This window comes from Massilia aquatica, from assembly GCF_011682045.1.
Classification (GTDB): Bacteria; Pseudomonadota; Gammaproteobacteria; order Burkholderiales; family Burkholderiaceae_D; genus Telluria_A; species Telluria_A aquatica.
Map to the genome: position 1 here is coordinate 89588 of NZ_VVIW01000017.1, position 22661 is coordinate 112248.

General features: G+C 64.9%; 22 protein-coding genes. 13 read left to right on the forward strand and 9 right to left on the reverse strand.

What is annotated here, in order from left to right; genetic code table 11:
• Genes bioF through F1609_RS24055 form a run of 5 tightly spaced genes read right to left on the reverse strand, consistent with a single transcriptional unit; the run spans position 1 to position 5368 of the window.
• Complete coding sequence (gene bioF / locus F1609_RS24035; protein ID WP_167079182.1) at positions 1-1182, reverse strand: 8-amino-7-oxononanoate synthase; 1182 nt, start codon at positions 1180-1182, stop codon at positions 1-3.
• The gene (gene bioA / locus F1609_RS24040) at positions 1183-2514 is read right to left on the reverse strand and encodes an adenosylmethionine--8-amino-7-oxononanoate transaminase (RefSeq protein ID WP_229422025.1); all 1332 of its coding nucleotides are present in this window, start codon (positions 2512-2514) and stop codon (positions 1183-1185) included.
• A 13-nt stretch (positions 2515-2527) separates the two neighbouring features.
• Positions 2528-3313: an enoyl-CoA hydratase/isomerase family protein gene (locus tag F1609_RS24045; protein ID WP_167079184.1), complete on the reverse strand. Its 786-nt coding sequence runs from the start codon at positions 3311-3313 to the stop codon at positions 2528-2530.
• A gap of 9 nt (positions 3314-3322) precedes the next feature.
• Positions 3323-4930: a carboxyl transferase domain-containing protein gene (locus F1609_RS24050; RefSeq protein ID WP_167079185.1), complete on the reverse strand. Its 1608-nt coding sequence runs from the start codon at positions 4928-4930 to the stop codon at positions 3323-3325.
• Between the two features lie 12 nt (positions 4931-4942).
• Complete coding sequence (locus F1609_RS24055) at positions 4943-5368, reverse strand: YchJ family protein (protein ID WP_167079186.1); 426 nt, start codon at positions 5366-5368, stop codon at positions 4943-4945.
• Between the two features lie 172 nt (positions 5369-5540).
• Between F1609_RS24055 and F1609_RS24060 the strand changes: the two genes are divergently transcribed.
• From F1609_RS24060 to F1609_RS24070, 3 genes are all read left to right on the forward strand, one after another.
• Positions 5541-5774, forward strand: coding sequence for a DUF2283 domain-containing protein (locus tag F1609_RS24060; protein ID WP_167079187.1), 234 nt, complete (start codon positions 5541-5543; stop codon positions 5772-5774).
• A gap of 95 nt (positions 5775-5869) precedes the next feature.
• The gene (locus tag F1609_RS24065) at positions 5870-6823 is read left to right on the forward strand and encodes a zeta toxin family protein (protein ID WP_167079188.1); all 954 of its coding nucleotides are present in this window, start codon (positions 5870-5872) and stop codon (positions 6821-6823) included.
• Complete coding sequence (locus tag F1609_RS24070) at positions 6820-7137, forward strand: hypothetical protein (protein ID WP_167079189.1); 318 nt, start codon at positions 6820-6822, stop codon at positions 7135-7137. The genes F1609_RS24065 and F1609_RS24070 overlap by 4 nt, the downstream gene beginning before the upstream one ends.
• Here the strand turns inward: F1609_RS24070 and F1609_RS24075 are convergent.
• Positions 7134-8369, reverse strand: coding sequence for a D-amino acid dehydrogenase (locus F1609_RS24075; protein ID WP_167079190.1), 1236 nt, complete (start codon positions 8367-8369; stop codon positions 7134-7136). The two genes, F1609_RS24070 and F1609_RS24075, sit on opposite strands and share 4 nt — an antisense overlap.
• A 361-nt stretch (positions 8370-8730) precedes the next feature.
• Between F1609_RS24075 and F1609_RS24080 the strand changes: the two genes are divergently transcribed.
• The 10 genes from F1609_RS24080 (at position 8731) to F1609_RS24125 (ending at position 18495) form a co-directional block, all read left to right on the forward strand.
• Positions 8731-9471 carry a GntR family transcriptional regulator gene (locus tag F1609_RS24080; protein WP_167079191.1) on the forward strand — a complete coding sequence of 247 codons (741 nt, stop codon included), beginning with the start codon at positions 8731-8733 and terminating at the stop codon, positions 9469-9471.
• A 95-nt stretch (positions 9472-9566) separates the two neighbouring features.
• Positions 9567-10448: an N-acetylmuramic acid 6-phosphate etherase gene (locus F1609_RS24085; RefSeq protein ID WP_167079192.1), complete on the forward strand. Its 882-nt coding sequence runs from the start codon at positions 9567-9569 to the stop codon at positions 10446-10448.
• A gap of 90 nt (positions 10449-10538) precedes the next feature.
• Complete coding sequence (locus F1609_RS24090; protein ID WP_167079193.1) at positions 10539-11813, forward strand: MFS transporter; 1275 nt, start codon at positions 10539-10541, stop codon at positions 11811-11813.
• 10 nt (positions 11814-11823) lie between these two features.
• Positions 11824-12948 carry an acyltransferase family protein gene (locus F1609_RS24095; RefSeq protein WP_167079194.1) on the forward strand — a complete coding sequence of 375 codons (1125 nt, stop codon included), beginning with the start codon at positions 11824-11826 and terminating at the stop codon, positions 12946-12948.
• Between the two features lie 85 nt (positions 12949-13033).
• Positions 13034-14599 (forward strand): glycoside hydrolase family 10-like protein, encoded by a 1566-nt coding sequence (locus tag F1609_RS24100; protein ID WP_229422026.1) that lies wholly within the window; start codon positions 13034-13036, stop codon positions 14597-14599.
• Positions 14596-15486, forward strand: a complete 891-nt coding sequence (locus tag F1609_RS24105; protein ID WP_167079195.1) for an N-acetylglucosamine kinase — start codon at positions 14596-14598, stop codon at positions 15484-15486. Before F1609_RS24100 ends, F1609_RS24105 begins: the two co-directional genes overlap by 4 nt.
• A 167-nt stretch (positions 15487-15653) precedes the next feature.
• Positions 15654-16499, forward strand: coding sequence for an N-acetylmuramoyl-L-alanine amidase (locus tag F1609_RS24110; RefSeq protein ID WP_167079196.1), 846 nt, complete (start codon positions 15654-15656; stop codon positions 16497-16499).
• An 8-nt stretch (positions 16500-16507) separates the two neighbouring features.
• The gene (locus F1609_RS24115) at positions 16508-17416 is read left to right on the forward strand and encodes a LysR family transcriptional regulator (protein ID WP_167079197.1); all 909 of its coding nucleotides are present in this window, start codon (positions 16508-16510) and stop codon (positions 17414-17416) included.
• Positions 17389-18024, forward strand: coding sequence for a M15 family metallopeptidase (locus F1609_RS24120; protein ID WP_229422027.1), 636 nt, complete (start codon positions 17389-17391; stop codon positions 18022-18024). Before F1609_RS24115 ends, F1609_RS24120 begins: the two co-directional genes overlap by 28 nt.
• Before the next feature lie 69 nt (positions 18025-18093).
• Positions 18094-18495, forward strand: coding sequence for a GNAT family N-acetyltransferase (locus F1609_RS24125; RefSeq protein WP_167079198.1), 402 nt, complete (start codon positions 18094-18096; stop codon positions 18493-18495).
• A gap of 1 nt (position 18496) precedes the next feature.
• Here F1609_RS24125 and F1609_RS24130 read toward each other — a convergent pair whose 3' ends face one another.
• From F1609_RS24130 to F1609_RS24140, 3 genes are all read right to left on the reverse strand, one after another.
• On the reverse strand, positions 18497-19717 hold the full coding sequence (locus F1609_RS24130; protein WP_370661664.1) for a Fic family protein: 1221 nt from the start codon (positions 19715-19717) through the stop codon (positions 18497-18499).
• Positions 19718-19844: 127 nt separating this feature from the next.
• Entirely contained in the window at positions 19845-21314 is a 1470-nt protein-coding gene (gene dacB / locus F1609_RS24135) for a D-alanyl-D-alanine carboxypeptidase/D-alanyl-D-alanine endopeptidase (protein WP_229422028.1), read from the reverse strand.
• Between the two features lie 2 nt (positions 21315-21316).
• The gene (locus tag F1609_RS24140) at positions 21317-22555 is read right to left on the reverse strand and encodes a spore maturation protein (protein ID WP_167079200.1); all 1239 of its coding nucleotides are present in this window, start codon (positions 22553-22555) and stop codon (positions 21317-21319) included.
• Positions 22556-22661 lie beyond the last annotated feature (106 nt).

Consider the following 22661-nt stretch of genomic DNA (forward strand, 5'->3'; position numbering starts at 1 on the left):
TCACGTCCTTTCCAGGTCGTTGAGCACAGCGGCGAGCTGCGCGACTTCTTCATGCGTGTGCGCGGCCGAGAGGGTCACGCGCAGGCGCGCAGTCCCTTCGGGCACGGTCGGAGGTCGGATCGCCGGCACCCACAGGCCGTGGCCATGCAGGCCGGCGCCGATGCGCAGGACTTCTTCGTTGGTGCCGATCACGATCGCCTGGATCGCGGTGTTTGATGCCACCCGCTGCCAGCGTTGCAGATCGAGCTGCTGGTCGAAGGCCTGGACCAGGGACGCCAGGTGCGCGCGGCGCGAAGCGCCTTCGTCGCCGCCGATGATGTCGATGCTGGTCAGGAGCGCATGCGCCAGCGCCGGCGGCGCGGCGGTGGTGTAGATGTAAGGCCGGCCGCGCTGGATCATCAGTTCGATCACGCTGGCATGCGCCGCCACGAACGCACCACCGACGCCGGCCGCCTTGCCCAGGGTGCCCATGTAGACGATATTCGGCGAACGCAGCTTGAAGTGCTCCAGCGCGCCGCGTCCGTGCGCGCCCAGCACGCCGAAGCCGTGGGCGTCGTCGATCACCAGCCAGGCGTCGTGCTGTTCGCACAGCGCCAGCAGTTCAGGCAAGGGGGCGATGTCGCCATCCATGCTGAAGACGCTGTCGCTCACCACCAGCTTGGCGGTGGCATTGCTGGCGGCGAGCATGGCGCCCAGGGCCGCCAGGTCCGCATGCGGGTACACCTTGACCGAGGCGCGCGCCAGTCTGGCGCCGTCGATCAGCGAGGCGTGGTTCAGCGATTCCGAAAAAATCTGGGCGTCGCCGTCGGCGCCGAGTGCGGTCAGGATCGCCAGGTTGGCCATGTAGCCGGTGCAAAAGCTCAGCGCGCGCGCCGATTCCAGGTGCGGGCCGACGAAGTGGGCCAGCCGCTCTTCCAGCCGCTGGTGCGCTACGCTGTGGCCCGAGATCAGATGCGAGGCGCCGCTGCCGGCGCCGTACAGGCTTGCCCCTTCGCGCAGCGCATCGACCACGCGCGGATGCGCGGCCAGGCCCAGGTAATCGTTGCTGGCAAAGGCCAGCAGCGCGCGCCCGCCCACCATCAGGCGCGGCTTGCACGGGGTTTCCACCACGCGCCGTTCGCGCGTCAGGCTTTGCTCGTCCAGCTGGCGCAGCTGGTTCTCGATGGCGTCGATCAGTTTCATCTAGCTGCTCGCGATCACGGTGTCGAACACGGCGCGGGTGCGCTCGGCCAGGCCGTCGCTTTCCTCGTCGCTGAGGATATACGGCGGCATCAGGTACACCGTGCGGCCGATGGGGCGCAGCAGCAGTTCGTTGTCCAGCGCGCTGGCAAAGAAGCGGCGCGAGAAGGTGGCGGCGCGCGCGCTATCGGGTTCGACCGCATCGAAGGCCCAGATCATGCCGCGCTGGCGGAAATTGCGCACACGGTCATGTTCCGCCAGCGGCGCCAGGGCCATCGTCAGGCGCGTGGCGCGTGCGCGGTTGCGGTTCAACACATCGTCGTCCTGGAAGATCTGCAGGGTCGCCAGCGCCGCGCGGCAGGCCAGCGGATTGCCGGTGTACGAGTGCGAATGCAAAAAGCCGCGTGTGACGTCTTCGCTGTAGAAAGCCTGGTACACCTCGTCGCGCGTGAGCACCAGGGATAACGGCAGGTAGCCGCCGCTGATGCCTTTGGACAGGCACAAAAAATCGGGCCAGATGGCGGCCTGCTCGCAGGCGAAAAAGGTGCCGGTGCGTCCACAGCCGACCGCGATTTCATCGAGGATCATGTGCACCTGGAAGCGGTCGCACAGTTCGCGCACCAGCGTCAGATAAAGCGGGTCGTGCATCGCCATGCCGGTCGCGCACTGCACCAGCGGTTCGATGATGATGGCGGCGATCCGGCCGGCGCGTTCTTCGAACAGCTTTTCCACGTCCGCTGCGGCGCGGCGCGCCACGTCCTGCGCGCTTTCGCCTTCCTGCGCGTTGCGCGCATCCGGCGACGCCACCACGCGCGCGGCGCGCAGTAGCGGGCCGTAGGCATCCTTGAACAGGGCCACGTCGGTCACCGCCAGCGCGCCGATGGTTTCGCCGTGGTAGCTGCCCTGCAGGCACACGAATTCCTGCTTGTCGGAGAGGCCCGCGTTGCGCCACGCATGAAAACTCATTTTCAGCGCGATTTCGACCGCCGAGGCGCCGTCCGACGCGTAGAACGCGTGGCCGAGCACCTTGCCGGTCATCTCGGACAACTGCTCCGACAGGCGCACCACCGGTTCGTGCGTGAAGCCGGCCAGCATGGCGTGCTCCAGCCGGTCCAGCTGGTCCTTCAGGGCCGCGTTGATGACCGGGTTGGCGTGGCCGAACAGGTTGACCCACCATGAACTGATGGCGTCCATGTAGCGCTTGCCCTCATGGTCGTACAGCCATGCACCGCGCCCGTGGCTGACCGGGATCAGGGGTACGGTTTCGTGGTGCTGCATCTGCGTGCACGGGTGCCACACGCTGCGCAGGCTGCGCGCTACCCAATCCTGGGACATGTCCGCCATCGCCTTACACCAGCCACGACGGCTTGCGTTTTTCGAGGAAGGAGGCCACGCCTTCGCGGCCTTCGTCCGACGCGCGCACCTTGGCGATGCGTTCGGCGGTATCGACCACCATGGCCGCGTCGACCGCCTTGCCGGTAATCTCGCGCACCAGCACCTTGGCTTCGCGCACGGCGTTCGGGCTGCTGGTGACGATGGCGTTGACGATCGCCGCCACATGCGCGTCGAGCGCATCGGCCGGCACGATGTCGTGCACGAAGCCGATGCGGTGCGCTTCTTGTGCGCTGAATTTTTCGGCCGTGAGGAAATAACGGCGCGCCGCGTTCTCGCCCATGGCGCGGATCACGTAGGGCGAAATGGTCGCCGGGATCAGGCCCAGTTTGACTTCGGACAGGCAAAAGCTGGCGCTGTTGACGGTGACCGCGATGTCGCACGCGGCCACCAGGCCCATGCCGCCGGCGTAGCAGTCGCCCTGGATCTTCGCAACCACCGGTATCGGGCACAGGTAGATTGCGCGCAGCATCTCGGCCAGCTTGGACGCGTCCTCGCTGTTTTCGGCGTGCGAATAGCCGGCCATTTTCTTCATCCAGTTCAGGTCCGCGCCGGCGCAGAAGGCCGGGCCGTTCGCATCGAGCACGATGGCGCGGATGTCGTCGCTGCGGCCCAGTTCATCGAAGGCCAGCGACAATTCGGCGATGGTGATTTCGTTGAAGGCGTTGCGCACCTCCGGGCGGTTCAGGGTGACGGTGGCGACCTTGTCGGCGATGGCAACGGCGAGAGTTTGATATTGCATACTGTTCCTTTACATGCGGAAGACGCCGAACTTCGTGTCCGGAATCTCCGCGTTGAGGGCGGCCGACAAACCCAGGCCGAGCACCATGCGGGTATCGGCCGGGTCGATCACGCCATCGTCCCACAGACGCGCGGTGGCGTAGTAAGGGTGGCCCTGGTGTTCGTACTGGTCCTTGATCGGCTGCTTGAAGGCGGCTTCTTCCTCCGGCGACCACTGGCCGCCCTTGTTCTCGATGCCGTCGCGCTTGACCGTGGCCAGCACCGACGCCGCCTGGTCGCCGCCCATGACCGAAATGCGCGCATTAGGCCACATCCACAAGAAGCGCGGCGAGAACGCGCGGCCGCACATGCCGTAATTGCCGGCGCCGAAGCTGCCGCCGATGATGACCGTGAACTTCGGCACCGCCGCCGTGGCGACGGCCGTGACCATCTTGGCGCCGTTGCGGGCGATGCCTTCGTTTTCGTATTTGCGCCCGACCATGAAGCCGGTGATATTTTGCAGGAACACCAGCGGGATCTTGCGCTGGCAGCATAGCTCGATGAAGTGCGTGCCCTTGAGCGCCGACTCCGAGAACAGGATGCCGTTGTTGGCGATGATGCCGACCTTGACGCCGTAGATATGGGCGAAGCCGCAAATGAGGGTGGTGCCGTAGCGCGCCTTGAATTCGTCGAAGTCGCTGCCGTCGACGATGCGGGCGATGACTTCGCGCACATCGAACGGTTTGCGCGTATCGACCGGGATCACGCCGTACAGTTCTTCGGGCGCGTATTTCGGTTCGCTTGACTCGCGCAGCGCCATCTGGGCCGGTTTGACCCGGTTCAGGTTCGACACGATGGTGCGCGCCAGCGACAGCGCGTGCAGGTCGTTCTGCGCCAGGTGGTCGACCACGCCCGACAGGCGCGTGTGCACGTCGCCGCCGCCCAGGTCTTCGGCCGTGACCACTTCGCCGGTGGCCGCTTTCACCAGCGGCGGGCCGCCCAGGAAAATCGTGCCCTGTTCCTTGACGATGATCGACTCGTCGCTCATGGCCGGCACGTAAGCGCCGCCGGCGGTGCAGGAACCCATGACGACGGCGATTTGCGGGATGCCCTTGGCCGACAGATTGGCCTGGTTGAAGAAGATGCGGCCGAAATGGTCGCGGTCGGGGAACACGTCGTCCTGGTTCGGCAGGTTGGCACCGCCCGAGTCGACCAGGTAGATGCACGGCAGCTTGTTCTGGTCGGCGATTTCCTGCGCGCGCAGGTGCTTCTTGACCGTCATCGGGTAATAGGTGCCGCCCTTGACGGTGGCATCGTTACAGACGATCACGCACTCCTGGCCCGACACGCGCCCGATGCCGGTGATGATGCCGGCGGCCGGTGCGGCGCCGTCGTACATCTCGTACGCGGCCAGTTGCGACAATTCGAGGAAGGGCGTGCCGGGATCGAGCAGCATCTGCACGCGGTCGCGCGGCAGCAGCTTGCCGCGCGCGACATGCTTGGCGCTGGCGGCCTCGCCACCGCCGGCGGCGGCCGCGGTGACCTTGGCGCGCAGGTCGTCGACGATGCGTTGCATGGCTGCGGCGTTGGCCTTGAAGTCGTCGCTGCGCGGATTGAGTTTGCTGTCGATGTGGGGCATTGCGATCCTTTTTTAGTCCGGGAAACTGCCGTCCAGGTAGTACCAGCGCGCCACGCCGTCGTGGGTCTCGCGAACGAAACGGCTCACTTCGTGCAGGCGGTGCGCGCGCCCGCCAATCTTGTAGCGGGCGACGAATTCTACGGTATCGGCGTCCGGCGATTCTAGCAGGTTTGCTTGACGTTTACGTAAACGTAAAGCAGATTTAATCTCCAGTCCCAGCCAGCGGGTTGGCTCGTTTTCGCCCACGATACGCTCGCTTGGGACGGTGCTCGGGTGCCAGGTGGCGCGCAGGTAGGCTTCGTTACCGAGGGTGTAGGCGCTGTAGCGCGAGCGCATCAGGGTTTCGGCCGTCGGCGGCACCGCGTCGCCCGCCAGGAAAGGAGCGCAGCAGGTGGCAAAGGTTGCGCCGCCGCAAGGGCAGGTGGAGGGAGAGGGCATGGTTGTTTGCAGAAACAGAATCTTGCAATTATCCGCCATATTGCCGGCGGCGTTGGGACGGCGTGCGCCTTGGCGTGCGAACGCCAAAGGATATTGTATGCTGGCAAGCTGTCAGCGCGCAGTGGACGCGCCTGGCTCCCCATCCTTGTGACTTGCAGCTGGAAAGATTGTTATGCCAAATGGAAAATTCGAGCTGACGGTGTGCGATTCCGATCCTGACGAGGACCCTGAGTACGATCCTGAAGTCGACCTCCCGGTCGCCTACCTGAGTCTTCCCGACCATCCGGGAAAAGGTATGCGTGGAACAAGCATGGTGCGCTTGTCCGACCTCATGGAGTATGAAGGCGCGGATGTGTTCATGGACTTCGTTGACGGGCGCCTGGTCGGCATCGAAGTCTTGCCATAGCAGCCGCGCGCACATTTGCGTGCGCGCAGATCCTGGTCACGCGGCGCTGTTAAGTTTGATGTCTTCGATTGACATTGTGCGTTGACAGGCGACCCATGACCAGGAACTATGCCAGGCCCTTGCTGGACCATGAGAGCATCGAACTGTTTCTAGAACGTTGCCTTGGGATGAAGCATGAACTCCGGCTCGGCAATGGCGGCACGCTGTCATTGCCGGAACTCTGCAAGCGCGTCCGCGATGCGCAAAGTGCCGTGGAATCGATACAGGCGGACTCCACGATGGCGAGCAGGCGCAATCGTGTGCCGTCATATCGCAGCGATGGCGTGCGTGATCTCCTGCACCGGCAAATTATCGATGAACTCATCTCCTACGAGAGGCTTGAGTCTGACGAGCAAATCCGATTGGGTTATGGCGGTGCCAAACCGTGTGGACGACCGGCTGAGCCCGGAGCATGCGTTTATCTGGTGACTGGCTTGCCGGCATCTGGCAAGTCGGCTCTGGTGAGTGCCATTTCAAATCGTCTGGGGGCCATGGTGCTCGACTCGGATTTTGCCAAGCGAAAACTACCCGAATTCGCGCATGCCCTGGCCGGCCCCATGCTGGTTCATGAGGAATCACGCATGCTTATTTTCGCAACATCGAACTCCGACACGCCGTCCTTGTCTGAGTACTGTACCTCGAACAAACTAAACGTTGTCGTTCCGCTCATTGGCAATGATGAAGGCCGTCTAAAAGCTGTACGCCAATCATTTCTTGTACACGGCTATCAGGTTCACTTGACGACAATGCTACTGGACCGCGCTCAAGCAACCAGGCAGGCGCTTTTACGCTTCCTGGATACCGGGAGATATATTCCACCCAGCATGATCTTCGATGGATATGCCAACGATCCTGTTTTAAATTACTATAAAGCGTGGATGGACGCGGGGACCGGAGACGATGTGCAGTGGGCTTCGCTGGGGGCGCTGGCAATGGGAAGTCGACCGGCAAGTGTTCACAGCTATAGTTCGCAAGCCAACCCGGCTGCGCTCTGGGAGCAGAGACCATGAAAAAGACATCGCTGCGCAAGAATCGTCTTTCCGATCAATCGATGCGCTTTCCCGGCAATTCCTTCGAGCTGGAACGCAGCGCAAAGCGCCGACGTTCCGGCCCTGATGCAAGCGGCGCCGGGGCCAGCTTGCACGATATGCTGATGGATCAATGGGCCTTCAACGACGACGATATTGCCGAACGTTTGGCGGCTAGCGTGGTCAGGCGCATCTCGCCTGAGGTGCAGGCATACTATGACCGCATGTTCGCGCTGACACACCCAAGCGCATGCGAGGGCGGCGAGACACCCGCCGCGCTCAGCGATGCTGCCTAAACCCGCAACCCCAGCCCTTCCAGGCTGATCGACGGCGCCTCCCCCCGCATCACATCGGCCAACACGCTGGCCGACCCGCACGCAAACGTAAACCCCAGCGGCCCGTGCCCCACGTTCAGCCACAGGTTGGCGAGTGGCGTAGCCCCGATGATGGGCGCGCTGCTAGGCGTGGCCGGCCGCAGCCCCGCCCACGCGCTCACCTGCCCGTAGTCGGCCGCCAGCGGCATCACCGCGCGTGCCTGGCGCAGCAGTCCGGCGATCCGGCCCGCGTCGAGCGCGGCGTCCTCGCCCACCAGGTCGACCATGGCCGCCACCCGCAACTGCGCGCCGATGCGCGCATACAGCACCTTGCGCTCGAAGTCGGTCACGCTGATGTCGGGCGCGCGGTCGCCCGGCCGCACCGGCGCGGACAGGCTGTAGCCCTTGAGCGGATACAAGGGCAGGTATATGCCGGCCGTGGCCGCCAAAGTCCGGCTGCGGATGCCCGCCGCCAGCACGAAGTCATCAAACACCAGCATGCCGGCGCTGGTATCGAGCCAGCGCACCTTGCCGTGCTCGACCAGAAAGCCGCGCGCGTTGGCGCGCACCACCCCGCGAAAACGCGGATGCGCGCGCAGGCGCCGCCCCAGCCCGGCACAAAACGCATGGCAGTCCGCCACCGCCTCCCCGCGATTGAACATGCCGCCCGCCAGCACGCCTTGCGCCGCCGCCAGCGCCGGTTCGCGCGCCACGCACTCGGCCGCCGACAGCACCTCGCCGCCCGCCGCCGCGCGCGCCGCCGCGGCGAAGGCCCTGGGCGAGCGGTACACCACCAGCTTGCCCGCCTCGCGCCAGGCGAACTCTTCTTTAGGCAGGATGCCATCCAGCCGCGCCATCGCCGTACGGCTCAGCTCGCCAAGCTGGAGCAGGCGCATGGTGGTGCGGCGGTGCGTGTCGGCATTGCAGTGCGCCACGAACTGCGCCAGCCAGCGCCACTGGCGGCGGTCGGCCTCGGGCCGGAAGCGCAGCGGACCATCTTTCTGCAACAGCCAGCGCAGCGCCTTGAGCGGCACCCCAACGTCCGCAAACGGCGCCACGTAGCGATAGCTGAGCTGGCCGCCATTGCGGAAACTGGCGCCCGCGCCGAGCGTGGCCTCGGCTTCGAGCAGGGTCACGCCGAAGCCGGCCTCGAGCAGCCACCAGGCCGACGCCAGTCCCACCACCCCGCCGCCGATCACGATTACCTCGCGCATGCCGCTGCACCTCCCGCTACCTTGACGCCCCCAGCTTACGGACAGGGCGCCGCCTGCGCCAATGAATCTTGCAGCCGCGCCCATAACCGCCGCTCATGAGTCTTGTCTATGAAATAAGAATTCTGGCGCCTTTGCCAGTACGGCATAAAATTTCCGTAGCGGCGCGGGAGCCGGCCACCCAATCAGGCTAGAATGGTCGATCAGCGCCACATTATTTTGCCGCCCGCTATAACGTGCTGACATGCGTGCGGTGAATAATTTCATACTGGCGCATACTGACCGGCAGCGCCATTGCGGCTACACTATCGCGCGCGCCGGCATGACGGAGCAGCACAGGACCATGACCATGAGCGGAACCGTAATGAGCACTACCCACACCGATTTCAAGGTCGATTCGAACGACAACTCCCCGCTGTACATGCAAGTGGCGCGCAAGCTGATCCAGGATGTGCGCGACGGGCGCTACCAGGTCGACCAGGCCCTGCCGTCCGAACGGCTGCTGTCCGAACAGCTCGACGTGTCGCGCGTGACCGCCCGCAAGGCCATCGACCAGCTGGTCGAACAGGGCCTGGTGGTGCGCCGCCGCGGCTCCGGCAACTACGTGGCGCCGCGTATCGAGCAGCCGCTGTCGAATTTGTCGAGTTTTTCCGAGCAGTTGCAGCAGCGCGGCTACCGCCCCGGTTCGCAGTGGCTCAGCCGCTCGGTAGTGGTGGCGTCGGCCGACGAACAACTGAGCCTCGGCTTGTCGCCGAACTCCCGCGTGGCCCGCCTCGAGCGCCTGCGCCTGGCCGACGACGTGGTCATGGCCTACGAGGTCAGCGTGATTCCCGCCAGCGTGCTGGCGCGCCCTGAAGCGGTCGGCAACTCGCTGTACGAGCACCTGGCCACCACCGGCCACACCCCGGTGCGCGCGCTGCAGCACATCCGCGCCATGAATGCCGGCGCCGTCCTGGCCGGCCAGCTCGGCGTGCCGGAAGGCCAGGCGGTGCTGTACATCACCCGCGTGGGCTACCTGGAATCGGGCCAGGCGGTCGAGCTGACCCATTCGTATTGCCGCAGCGACCATTACGACTTCGTGGCGGAGATGCGCAGGGTGGCCTGATGCATCGCGTGATGCCGCTTCTACTTCTATTCTTTTCATACTGAACGCCAGTCGTTTGGCATTACACTAGCCGCATCCCCAGCAGCGGAGCGGCCATGTTGAATACCGAAACCCCGGACCGGCAGCATGCGGCCCTCGACCAGTATCCGACCGCCGAGCTGGTCAACGCGCTGGTCGACGACCAGTTCCATGCCGTGCGCGCGGTGCAGGCGGCCTCAGGCCAGATCGCCGCCGCCGTCACGGCCGCCCTGCCGCGCATCGACGCCGGCGGACGCCTGATGTATGTGGGCGCCGGCACTTCCGGCCGCCTTGGCGTGCTCGACAGCGTCGAACTGTATCCCACTTTTTCCTGGCCACACGAACGCGCGCTGGCGCTGCTGGCCGGCGGCATCGACGCCATGTTCGTCGCCGTCGAAGGGGCCGAGGACGATGCCGCCCAGGGCGCGGCCGACCTGCGCGCCTTGAATCCCGGGCGCGACGACGTGGTGCTGCTGCTGGCCGCCTCCGGCGCCACCCCGTACGTATTGGGCGCGCTGCAAGCGGCCACCGAGGCCGGCGCCCTCACGGTCGGCTTTGCCAACAATCCGGATGCGCCCGTGGTGCGCGGCGCGCAGATCGGCATCACGCTCGACACCGGCCCCGAAGTCATTTCCGGTAGCACCCGCCTGAAAGCCGGCACTTCCCAGAAAATCGCCCTGAACACCTTTTCAAGCGCCTTGATGGTGCGTTTACACAAGGTCTACGGCAACCTGATGGTAGACTTGAAACCAACCAATGCCAAGCTGGTGCTGCGCGCGGTCCGCCTGACGATGTTTGCCACCGGCGCCGACGAGGCCGCCGCCCGCGCGGTGCTGGAACAATGCGATTTCCATGTCAAGGTCGCCATCGTGGCCCTGACCAAAAAAACCAGTATCGGCCAGGCCAGGGCCCTGCTTGACAGCGCGCGCGGCAGCGTGCGCCAGGCACTGGCCGCCTGACGCCATCCCGTGACATGCGCGGGCGGCGCGGGCGGCCCGCCCTGCCTGCATGATCACGAAAGTACAACAAGAACTCCGATGCAAACTGCGATGCAAACCAAGCAAGACAGAAGCCCCTGGCTGTGGGTGCCTTCCCTGTATTTCGGCCAGGCCATTCCGTATGTGGTGGTGATGACCCTGTCGGTCCTGATGTACAAGGATCGCGGCGTCGGCAACGACGATATTGCCTTTTACACGAGCTGGCTGTACCTGCCCTGGGTCGTCAAGCCGCTCTGGTCGCCGCTGGTGGACATGGTGCGCACCAAGCGCTGGTGGATTGTTTCGCTGCAGCTGGCCATCGGCGCCGCGCTGGCCGCGGTCGGCTTCACGATGCACCTGCCGGGCTGGTTCCAGATGAGCCTGGCCGTGCTGTGGGTGATGGCCTTCTTTTCCGCCACCCACGACATCGCCGCCGATGGCTTCTACATGCTGGGCCTGAAGCAATACCAGCAAGCCGCCTTTGTCGGCGTGCGCAGTACCTTTTACCGGCTGGCCACGATTGCCGGCGGCGGCGCCATGGCCATGCTGGCCGGTAAGCTGACCACCAGCACGGGCGACGTCGGCTTTGCCTGGTCGGTGGTGTTCTTCGTGCTGGCGGCGGTATTCAGCGGCCTGTTCGCCTATCACAGCGTGGTGCTGGGACGGCCGGCCGAAGACAAGGCCGTGGTCGGCAGCGAGAACAAGCTGGCCGAGTTCTTCGCGACCTTTGCCTCATTTTTTGGCAAGCGCGACATTTGGCTGATCCTCGGTTTCATCCTCACCTTCCGCCTGGGCGAATCGCAGTTGCTGAAACTGGCGATTCCCTTCATGAAGGACCCGCTCATCAAGGGTGGCCTCGGCATGACGACCGCGCAGGTCGGGCTGGCCTACAGCACCATCGGCATCATCGCGCTGACCCTGGGCGGGCTGCTGGGCGGCTTGCTGATTTCGCGCTGGGGCCTGAAACGCTGCCTGTGGCTGATGGTGTTCGCGGTGCACCTGCCCGACGTCGTGTTCGTCTACCTCGCCACCGCGCTGCCGCAGGACTTTGTGTTGATCGCAGCGAGCATCGCACTGGAACAGTTCGGTTACGGCTTCGGTTTCACCGCCATGATGTTGTACATGATCATGGTCTCGGACGGCGAGCACAAGACGGCCCACTACGCCCTCTGCACCGGGCTGATGGCGCTCGGCATGATGGTGCCTGGCATGTTCAGCGGCAAAATCCAGGAATTCCTGGGGTACCAGCACTTCTTCATCTACGTCTGCGTGATGACGATTCCCGCGTTCATCATGGCGGCGCTGGTGAAGATCGACCCTGAGTTCGGCAAGCGGGTCGATCAATGATGGCAGATCAATGACGGCGCCGGCCCGCCTCGCCTCGCTGGATGCCTTTCGCGGCTTCACCATTGCCGCCATGACCCTGGTCAACAACCCGGGCGACTGGGCGCATCTGTATTCCCAGCTGGCGCATGCGCACTGGCATGGCTGGACCTTCACCGACTGGATTTTTCCGTTTTTTCTGTTCATCGGCGGCGTTTCGATGGCGTTCTCGCTGGGCCGCCTGGCCGCCGCCGGCGCCGACAAACCGGCCCTGCTGCGCAAACTGGCGGTACGCGCCGGCATCATCTTCCTGATCGGCCTGGCGCTCAACCTGATCCCGGGTTTCGACCTCTCCACCGTGCGCATTCCCGGCGTACTGCAACGGATCGCCATCTGCACCCTGCTGGCCGCGCCGATCGTGCTGTATTTCACCTGGCAAGCGCAAGTGCTGTGGATCATCGGCCTGCTGGCGCTGTACAGCGTGCTGATGCTGCTGGTACCCGTGCCCGGCATCGGCGCCGGCGTGCTCGAACCGGGCCAGGACTTCGGCGCGTACGTCGACCGCCTGCTGCTGGACGGCCACCTGTGGCCGCAGTCGAAAACCTGGGACCCCGAAGGCTTGCTATCGACCATTCCCGCCCTGTGCAGCCAGCTGCTGGGCGTGCTGGCGGGGCGCTGGCTGCTGTCTGGCCACCCGCGCACCGAACAGACCGTCTGGATGCTGCTGGCGGGCCTGGCGCTGCTGTGGATCGGCGCCATGCTCGACGTCATCCTCATGCCGATCAACAAAAGCCTGTGGACACCGTCGTTCTGCCTGTTCATGACCGGCTGGGCGCTGATCGTGTTTTCCAGTTTTTACTGGCTGCTCGACGCTAATCCCCATGCGGCGATCCGCAGCGCGGCGGCGCGCTGGAGCACGCCGCTCCTCATTTATGGCATGAATGCACTCTTTATTTTCGCGTTTTCCGGGCTGGTGTCTAAAATGCTGGGTTTTATCGCGCCCGGCGGCGTGCCGCTGGCGGCGCGCCTGTATGCACAGGTGAGCGCGCTTGGTGTGTCGCCGGTCAACAGCTCTTTGCTTTATGCTCTGCTGTTTAATGCGGCAATGTTCTTGATCGCATGGGGCATGTGGCGCAAGAAGTGGTTTGTAAAAGTTTAAATTGGGGAATGGTTTGCAGCCGAACAGGACAAGACGCGCATTGGCGCGAGCAGGAGTAGCCGGCGCCATGGCGCTGAGCGGGTTGATGACAGCGTGCACCACGGACAAGCCGGCCGCGCCGGTGACAGGAGGGGCCTATGGCGTCACGCCCAGCCCGGCCACCATCCAGGGCGGCACCGAGACCGTGCCGCCGGTGGCGCCGCGCGAGTTCCGGGCCGCCTGGGTCTCGACGGTGGCCAATATCGACTGGCCCTCGCGCGCCAACCTGTCGGCCGAGAAACAGCAGGCCGAGGCCATCGCCATCCTCGACCGCGCCAAGGCCATGAACCTGAACGCCATCGTGCTGCAGGTGCGGCCGAGCGCCGACGCCATTTATCCATCCAAGCTGGAACCGTGGACCGAGTACCTGAGCGGCACCCAGGGCCAGGCCCCGCAGCCGTGGTACGACCCGCTCAAGTTCTGGGTCACGCAAGCCCATGCGCGCGGGCTGGAACTGCACGCCTGGTTCAACCCCTACCGCGCGCGCCACGCCACCGCCAAGTCGCCGCCCGCGCACGACCATATTTCCAGATCCAATCCGGCGGCCGTAAAGACCTACGGGCGCTTTCTGTGGATGGACCCGGGCGAAGAATCGGCGTCGAAACATACGCTGGACGTGATCCTCGACGTGGTGCGCCGCTACGACATCGACGGCGTGCACCTGGACGACTATTTTTATCCGTATCCGATCGAAGCGCCCGGCGCCAGCGGTGCCGAGACAGCCGCGCTGGACGGCGCCTGGGCGCCCAAGGCCGAGCTGGAGTTTCCCGACCAGCCGGCCTGGCAGCGCTATTTGCTGTCCGGCGGCAAGCTTGACCGCGCCAACTGGCGGCGCCAGAACGTCAACAAGCTGATCGAAGCGATGTACACCGGCATCCACCGCGAAAAAAGCTGGGTGCGGGTCGGCATCAGCCCGTTCGGCATCGGCCGTCCGGACCGCCGTCCGAAAGGCATCGTGGGTTTTAGCCAGTACGACAAGCTCTACGCCGACGCCGAACTGTGGCTCGCCAACGGCTGGCTCGATTATCTGTCGCCGCAGCTGTACTGGTCGATCGCCCAGCCGCAGCAGGCCTACGACGTACTGCTCGACTACTGGGTGGCGCAGAACGGCAAGCGGCGCCATATCTGGCCGGGACTGCTCACCAGCCGCATCGGCGCCGCCACCAAAAGTTTTCCGGCCAGGGAAATCGTGCAGCAGATCGGTGTCACGCGCAGCCGCGCCGGCGCTGGCGGCCACGTGCATTTCAGCATGGTGGCGCTGATGGAAAACCGCCAGGGCCTGACCGACCAGCTCAAGGCCGGCCACTACGTCGCCCCGGCGCTGGTGCCGGCCTCGCCTTGGCTGGGCAACGAGACGCCCGGCCTGCCGACGGTGACGGCGCGGCGCGAGGGCAACGGCGTCGCGCTCAAGCTCACCGCCGGCAAGTCGAACGCGCAGTACGCGATCTGGTCGCGTCACGGTGGCGAATGGCGCTTTGCCGTCGTGCCGGCTTCGCGTGCCGACTGGACCGTGCTTGACGACGCCAAAAACGGCCCGGCCAGCGCGGTGTTCGTCAGCGCGGTCGACCGCCTCGGCAACGAAAGCGAACGCGTGACGGTCCTCAAGCCATGAGTGGACTGGGCCTGGGCATCGACGCCGGCGGCACCAGCACGCGCTGGGCGCTGGCGGGGCTTGACGGCATCATTGTGGCCGAGGGCGAGCAGGCCGGCCTGTCGGCCTTGCAGATGGGCAGTAGCGACGGCCGCGCCAGGGTGCAGGCCAGTTTTGCCGCGCTGGCGGCTAGCGTGCTGGTGCACGGCCAGCCGCAGGCGGTGCGCGCCGGCTTGACCGGTTTCGGCGGCGATGACGCGCAGTTGCGGCAGTGGCTGGCCGCGCCGCTCGGCTTGGCGCCCGACGCGGTGGTGCTGAGCAGTGATATCGAAATCGCTTACCTGGCCAGTTTTACGCCGGGCGAGGGTTATCTGGTGTACGCCGGGACCGGCTCGATCGGCGCCTTTATCGATGCCGATGGCGTGTTCCACCGCGCCGGCGGACGCGGGGTGATCCTGGACGACGGCGGTGGCGGTTTCTGGATCGCACGCGAGGCATTGCGCCACATCTGGCGCAACGAGGATGAAGAACCGGGCCGCTGGCGTTCGTCGCCGATGGCGCAGGCCGTGTTTGCGCAGATTGGCGGCGACGACTGGGCCCTGTCGCGCCAGTTCATGTATGGACAGGAACGCGGCGAGGTCGGGCGGCTGGCGCTGGCGGTGGCTGCCAGTGCCGGGGAAGATCCGGTCGCGGCGGCAATCTTGACGCAAGCGGGACGCGAACTGGCGCGCCTGGCGCGGGCCTTGACGGCGCGTTTTGGCGCGCGCCCGGTGGTGCTGGCCGGCCGCGCGGCAACGCTGCATGCGCTGATTGTGAACACGATGCGCGCCGAGTTGCCGGATACGATAAGCTTGACGCAAACGACAGCCCGCGCTCATCATGCAGCGGCGCGTTTAGCCGCGGCATAAGAGTCCGCGCCCGCCTCCGTTGCCCGCGCCACCTCCGTCGCTCCCGTGCCAAGGCAGCACTCGGCGGGAGTCCATAGCACCTTCGATCAACCAAGGTGCTATAGGTTCCCGCCTGCGCGGGAACGACGGAGGTATTTGAACATTTACCATCTTCCTTCTACTCGCCAATGAAAACCCTGCTCGCCGCCCTCCTGATCGCCCTGCTCACCGGCTGCGCCACCGGCCCCGTGATCGACCACACCTACTCGGCCAAAGGCCAGAGCAGCCGCGTCAAGTTCGTGGTCCTGCACTACACGGCCATCAACCTGCCGCAATCGATCAAGGTATTGACCGAGCAAACGGTGAGCAGCCACTACCTGCTGACTGATGAAGCGATTCCGGTCGTCTACGGCCTGGTCGACGAAACGCGCCAGTCCAACCACGCCGGTGTATCGAACTGGAAAAACTACACTCTGCTCAACGGCAGCTCGATCGGCATCGAAATCGTCAACCCCGGCTTCACCGAATCCCCGGCCGGGCGGGTCTGGTACCCGTTCCCGCAAGCCCAGGTCGACCGCCTGATCGTGCTGCTGCAAGACATCGTCAAGCGCCACAACATCCCGCCCGAGAACATCCTCGGCCACAGCGACATCGCCCCCCAGCGCAAGCAGGACCCTGGTCCGCTGTTCCCATGGGGCCAGCTGGCCCGGCACGGCCTGGTGGCCTGGCCCGACGCCGCCAAAGTCGCCGCCGCGCGCCCCGTGTACGACCTGATGCTGCCCGACGTCGCCTGGTTCCAGGCGCGCCTGGCCACGGTCGGCTACGCGGTGCCGCAGACCGGACTGATGGACGACGCGACCCGCAACGTCATCGCCGCCTTCCAGATGAAATACCGCCCGCTCACCATCGACGGCGCACCCGACGCCGAAACGGCGGCCCTGCTCGACGCCCTCACCACGCCCGCCGTGAAACCGGCGGCACCGGCGCTACCTGCGGCGCCCACGCCGCCAGCACCCGCGCAGCCCGTGGCATAGGCAGCACCATGCGCCTGCGCCACATCGAAGTCTTCCACGCCATCATGCAGGTGGGCACGATCAGCGGCGCGGCCCAGGTGCTGCACATTTCGCAGCCGGCTGTGACCAAGGTGTTGCAGCATTGCGAACTGCAACTGGGCATGCCCCTGTTCGAGCGCGTGCGCGGCAAGCTTTACCCCAAGCCCGAAGCGCACCGCCTGTTCGCCGAAACCGAAAAACTGCACCGCGACCTGCAAGGCATCCGCCGCCTCGCCGCCAGCCTCAAGGGCGGCGCGGTCGACACCATCCGCTTGGTGGCCACGCCGACGATTGCCGTCAGCGTGCTGCCGCAGGCGATGACGGTGTGGCGCAAGGAGTTTCCCCACACGCGCTGCGAGCTCGGCACGCACCACACCAGCGAAATCGTCCAGACCCTGCGCCTGGGCGAAGCCGACCTGGCGCTGTCGCTGCAAGACCCGCACCACCCCGGCATCGTGGCCGAAGCGCTGGCCGAGGGCGTGATGACCGTCATCGCCCCGCCAGGGAGCTGGAGCGAGGACCTGTGCGGCCAGCCGGTCGGCCCCGACGGCCTCAGCGGCGAACTGATCGGCCACGCCGACAACGATCCGCTTGGCGAACAGCTGGTGGCCGCCTGCGAGGCGCAGGGTGTGCACCCGGTATTCCACACGGTGGTGCAGACTTACCAGATCGCCCGCTCGCTGGTCGAGGCTGGCGCTGGCATGGCGGTGGTCGACCCGTTCACGGCGGCGTCCGCGCAGGACGCCAGGGTGCAGCGGCGCGCCTGGACCCCGCCGATTCCGGTGCAGCTGTTTTTGCTCACCGCCAGCAATGCGCCACTGTCGCACGGCGCCCGCGCCCTGGTCGCTTGCATCGGTGCGGCGGCGCGCCAATGCCTGCTGCGTGGAGCGCCGTCATGATCGAGGGCTTGCCGATTGAACAGGTCAGCCAGTGCGCCGACTTCCGCCATCTGTCGGGCATTGGCGGGATTGCGATCGACCTGCGCTACGCGGGTGTGGATAACTTCACCGGGCGCGACCTGTATTCGCCGTTCGACTGCGCCTGGCTGCATGTCGATGCCGCCGCCGCGCTGGAACAAGTGGTGGTCTGGCTGGCGCGCGAGCGTCCCGGCTGCACCGCGCTGATATTGGATGCCCTGCGCCCGCAGCGGGTGCAGGAAGCGCTGTGGGACGCGCTCGACGGTACCGGCCTGCGCATGTACCTGGCCGCGCCCGAACGCGGTTCGATCCACTCCTTCGGCATGGCGCTCGACATCACCATTCTCGACGAACACGGGCGCGAACTCAACATGGGCACGGGTTTTGACGACATGAGCGAGCGTTCGCATCCGGCGCGTGAAGACCTGCTGCTGGCGCGCGGCGAGCTGGCGCCGCTGCATGTGCAAAACCGACAACTGCTGCGCGCTGCGATGGCGCAGGCCGGTTTCACGGGCATTGCCAGCGAATGGTGGCACTTCGATTGCGGCGACCGGGATTGGGTCCGGCAAACCTTCCAGCGCGTGCTGTAAGGCGTCGCCAGCGTGTTGCATTCGAGACTGTTACCATAAACCACCCTCAACAATGCCCGTCCCCCTGCCATGAACATCAGCCTGAACGACCAGATCGGCGAAGCCGAAGTGATTGCCTTGTACCGCGCCAACGAATGGTCCTCCGCCGACAAGCCCGAGCAGCTGATGGCGGCGCTGCGCAACTCGCACAGCCTGGTAACCGCGCGCGAGGATGGGGTGCTGGTCGGCATCGGCAACGCGATTTCGGATGGGCATCTGGTGGTCTACTATCCGCATTTCCTGGTTGACCCGGCGCACCAGCGCAAGGGTATCGGGCGCCTGATGATGCAAGCCTTGTGCGAGCGCTACGCCGGTTTTCACCAGCAGATGCTGACGGCCGACGGCGACGCCATCGCCTTCTACGAGTCGCTCGGTTTCACCCGCGCCGGCCGCACCGCGCCGATGTGGATTTACGCCGGTACCGAGCACTGAGTTACCGGATGGGGCGGCCTTCGTCAATCCAGGCCTGGGTTTCCTTCATGCCGAGGCGGTAGCGCGCGCAGTTAAAATCGGCAAGGATGTTCAGTTTCTGCGCCAGCAATTCCTGGAACCTTGGCGCGTCCTCCGCGGGCAAGTCCAGCGCCGCAATTGCCTCCTCTATCGGTTGACGGCGCCGGACCACCGCGCCCACCGCTTCGCTGAGTGCGTCGCGATACTTCACGCGGAACGGATCTGGCGCATCCAGCGCTCCCGCCACGGCCGCGTATTTGGTCTGGGAGCGCCGATAGGTCCATTCGAAGAGGTCGATCGCCATCGACACATCGCACGCCTCATACACCCCCATCATCGCCAGCGCATAATCCTCACGGTCCACATCCAGAAACGACAGTGGCGCCTGGTTATACAGTATCAGCGGGATATTGGCGGCGATCCGGCTCACGCGCTTGTTGCCGTCCTCGAAGGTCTGCAGATATGCCAGGTTGACCCAGAGGAAAAAGGCGGCCTCCAACGGGTTCTTGATTCGCTGCGCTTTCACGATGATGCGCTCGAACATTTCTTCCAGCACTGCCGGAACTTGGGGCGGAATATACGTACTGCCGCTGATGTTGACGACTTGCGTGCGGATCGTGCCGAGTGACGTAGCGTCAACCAGGAGGTCGTGCATGAGGATGGCGTGAACATTGCACACAAGGCGGGCGTTGAGTCCTTGCAGGGGAACCGCCTCCACAATGAACTCAATGGCGGCTTTGTGATTGAGCAGCATGATGGCGTCGCTGTCGGTCGCGGCAGCGCCGCTTTTGAACAGTTTTTCCGTATCCGGAAGGGTGTAGCGATTGCCTTCAAGATGAGAGGATGACCATGACAGGTCGATCAGCAATTGCTCCAGCACCTTACGGGCAAACGTCCCCGCCGGAAACCGGCCCGTCAAGTGGCCGAGCCCAGCCAGTTCTTCCGCAAGTTCAGGAGTCAGCAAGAAAGTTTCGTTGGGCTTGTAGTTATCGACAAACTCCCGGCGATAGGTGACGGGGGTGCGGGCCATCACAGGCCGTGTGAGTTGCTGCCGGAGTTGCCGGCTGGCGGCGCTCCAGCGCGGACCGGCGTCGGTTGAGATGGCGCTGGTGGGCTTCGGTGTTGCCGGCTGTTCAGGGACAACAGGGGCATTGCTTGCCAGCAGGCGATATCGCGTTGCGCGTGCCTTGCCCGTAATTTCCACATGCCCGCTCAATACCAGTATCGGTGCACTTTTCGGAGTATCGGTGCACTTTTCAGAGTATCGGTGCACTTTTCAGAGTATCGGTGCACTTCCAGGGTATCGGTGCGATCGCGCCAGTCCCTTCAGATCAATTCGCAGCCCCGAAGCGCGCCACCCAATCGACCAGCGCATCGAGCACCGCGCGGCCCTTGCCGTTGCCGATCAATTCGCTGTTGATCATCGCCACCACCACGCATTGCTGCCCGCCGGCATCGCGCACATACCCGGCCACCGCCACCACATTGCGCAAGGTGCCGGTTTTCAGGCGTGCGCGCTGGGCCGCCGGGCTGTCGGCCAGGCGCCGGCGCAGGGTGCCATCCACCGCCGCGATCGGCAGGCTGCTGACAAATTCCGGCGACCAGTTGCTGCGCAGCGCCGCTTGCAGCACGCCGCCCATCTGCACCGCGCTGATGCGTTCGATGCGCGACAGGCCCGACCCATTTTCCAGCACCAGCCCGGTATCGTCGATGGCGCGTGCGCGCATCCACTCGCGCACGGTACGGTCGGCGCGCGCCACCGTGGTTTCGCCGGGAATGGTGGCCAGCGCGCGGCTGCCCACCACCGGATCGGCTTCCAGGCTGCCCAGGGTCAGGAACACGGTGCGCGCCAGGGTGTTGTCGGAGCTTTTGTTGTAGTCGCGCACGATGTCGGGCAAGGTGCGCGAGACGTGCTCGGCCAGCAGGCGCGTGGCCGGCGGGCTAGCCGCTTCCACCGTCTCGCCCACCAGCACCCCGCCCAGCCGGGTCCAGGTGGCGCGGAACAGGCGGTCGAGGTAATCCTGGCGGTCGAGCACGTTCACCCGGTACGACCTGGCGCAGTGCTTGGGAAAACTGCCCTTGAGCAGCACCGTGATCTTGCCGGTCCGGTCGCGCTGCACGTCCGGCTGTTTCCAGCCGTTGGCCCAGCTGCCGCAGTCGGCCTCGACCAGGGTCATGGCCGAACTCACCGTCACGCCTTCCAGCGCCGGATAGGCTACCACCGCCACCGTGCCGGCGCCCGAGCGCAGGTCGAGTTCGAGCATGTTCTTGTTGACCATCAAGGCGTCCGGAATCACGTTGGTGTAAGCCTCGGGCGATTCGTCGAACTGCGGCGCGCCGATATCGGGCCGGGCCGGGTTGAACAGCTGGCGGTCCAGCACCAAGCGGCCGTCGATCTTGCGGATGCCCTGGTTGCGCAGCGATTGCAGCATGCGCTCAAGCACCTCGCCGCTGAAATCGGCGTCGGCGCCGCCGCGCAGCACCAGGTCGCCGCGCAGCACGTCGCCAGTCAGGCTGGCGCCGCTGCGCAGTTCGGTGCGGCCGCGAAACGCCGGCCCCAGCTGGTCGAGCGCGACGATCGTGGTCACCAGTTTCATGGTCGAGGCGGGATTAAGCGGACGCTCGGCCAGGTGCGACAGCAGCGCCGCGTCGCCGCGCAGCACCAGCGCGCTCATGGCGTCTTCCGGAATGTTGGCATCGAACAGCAACTGGCTGACCGGGGCCGGCAACTGGGCGCTGGCCGCTTGCGTGAAAGCGAGCAGGACAGCAAAAGCGAGTGGGCGCAGCATCGTGATTTTCATGATCAACCAAAGAACAGGTAAGCGACGAAGATCGCCGTGACGATGCCGGCAAAGTCGGCGATCAGGCCGCACGAAATCGCATAGCGCGTCTTGCGCACGCCCACCGAGCCGAAGTACAACGCCACGATGTAGAAGGTGGTGTCGGCCGAGCCCTGGAAGATGCAGGCCAGCCGTCCGACGAACGAGTCCACGCCGTAGGTGGTCATGGCGTCGATCATCATCGCCTTGGAGCCGCTGCCCGACAGCGGCTTCATCAGCGCGGTCGGCAGCGCCGGGGTGAATTCGGTCGGCATGCCGAGGCTGATGAAAATCCATTCCAGTCCGCGCACCACAAAGCCGAGCACGCCCGAATTGCGGATCACGCTGATCGCCACCAGCATTCCCACCAGGTAGGGAATGATGGTCAGCGAAGTCTGGATGCCGCCCTTGGCGCCTTCGATGAACGCTTCGTACACATTGACCTGCTTGCGCATGGCCCCGAGGATGAAGATGATGATGATCGAGAACAGGATCAGGTTGCTCGACACGCGCGAGACCAGCTCGATTTCCGGCTTGGTCAGGTAATTGGTGAAAAAGTAGATCAGCGCGCAGATGGCGGCCGTCATCCCGCCCAGCCAGCCGATCACGACGCGGTTGAGCAGGTTGATGCGCTGCTTGATCGACACCGCGATGATGCCGGTCAGGGTCGCCACATAGGTCGCGATCATGCACGGAATAAAGATGTCGGACGGATCCTTGGCGCCGAGAATGGCGCGCTGGGCCATGATGGCCAGCGGAATGAGCGTGAGCCCGGAGGTGTGCAGCACCAGGAACATGATCTGCGCGTTGCTGGCCGTATCCTTGTGAGGATTGAGCGTCTGCAAGCTTTCCATGGCCTTCAGGCCAAACGGCGTGGCGGCGTTGTCGAGCCCGAGCAGGTTGGCGGAAAAATTCATCACCATGTGGCCGGTGGCCGGGTGGTCCTTCGGCACTTCCGGGAAGATGCGCGAAAAGAACGGCGAGATGACTTTGGCCAGCCAGCCGATGGCGCCAGCCTTTTCGCCGATGTTCATGATGCCGAGCCACAAGGTCATCACCCCGGCCAAGGGCAGGGCAATATCCATCACGCCCATCTTGGCCGATTCGAAGGTACCGTCGACGATCTTCTTGAAAATCTCGGTATCGCCGAGGAAAATCCATTGCGCGAGTGCCGCCAGGAAGCCGACCAGGAAAAAGCCGGACCAGATGTAGTTCAATGCCATATCGTATTCGTTTCGCGTGAGGGATGATGTTGCAGCGAGAGTATAGGCGCAGGTTACCGCGAATTAAGCAAACCATGCAGCCTGGCTATGTAAAAAGTCCACCCGC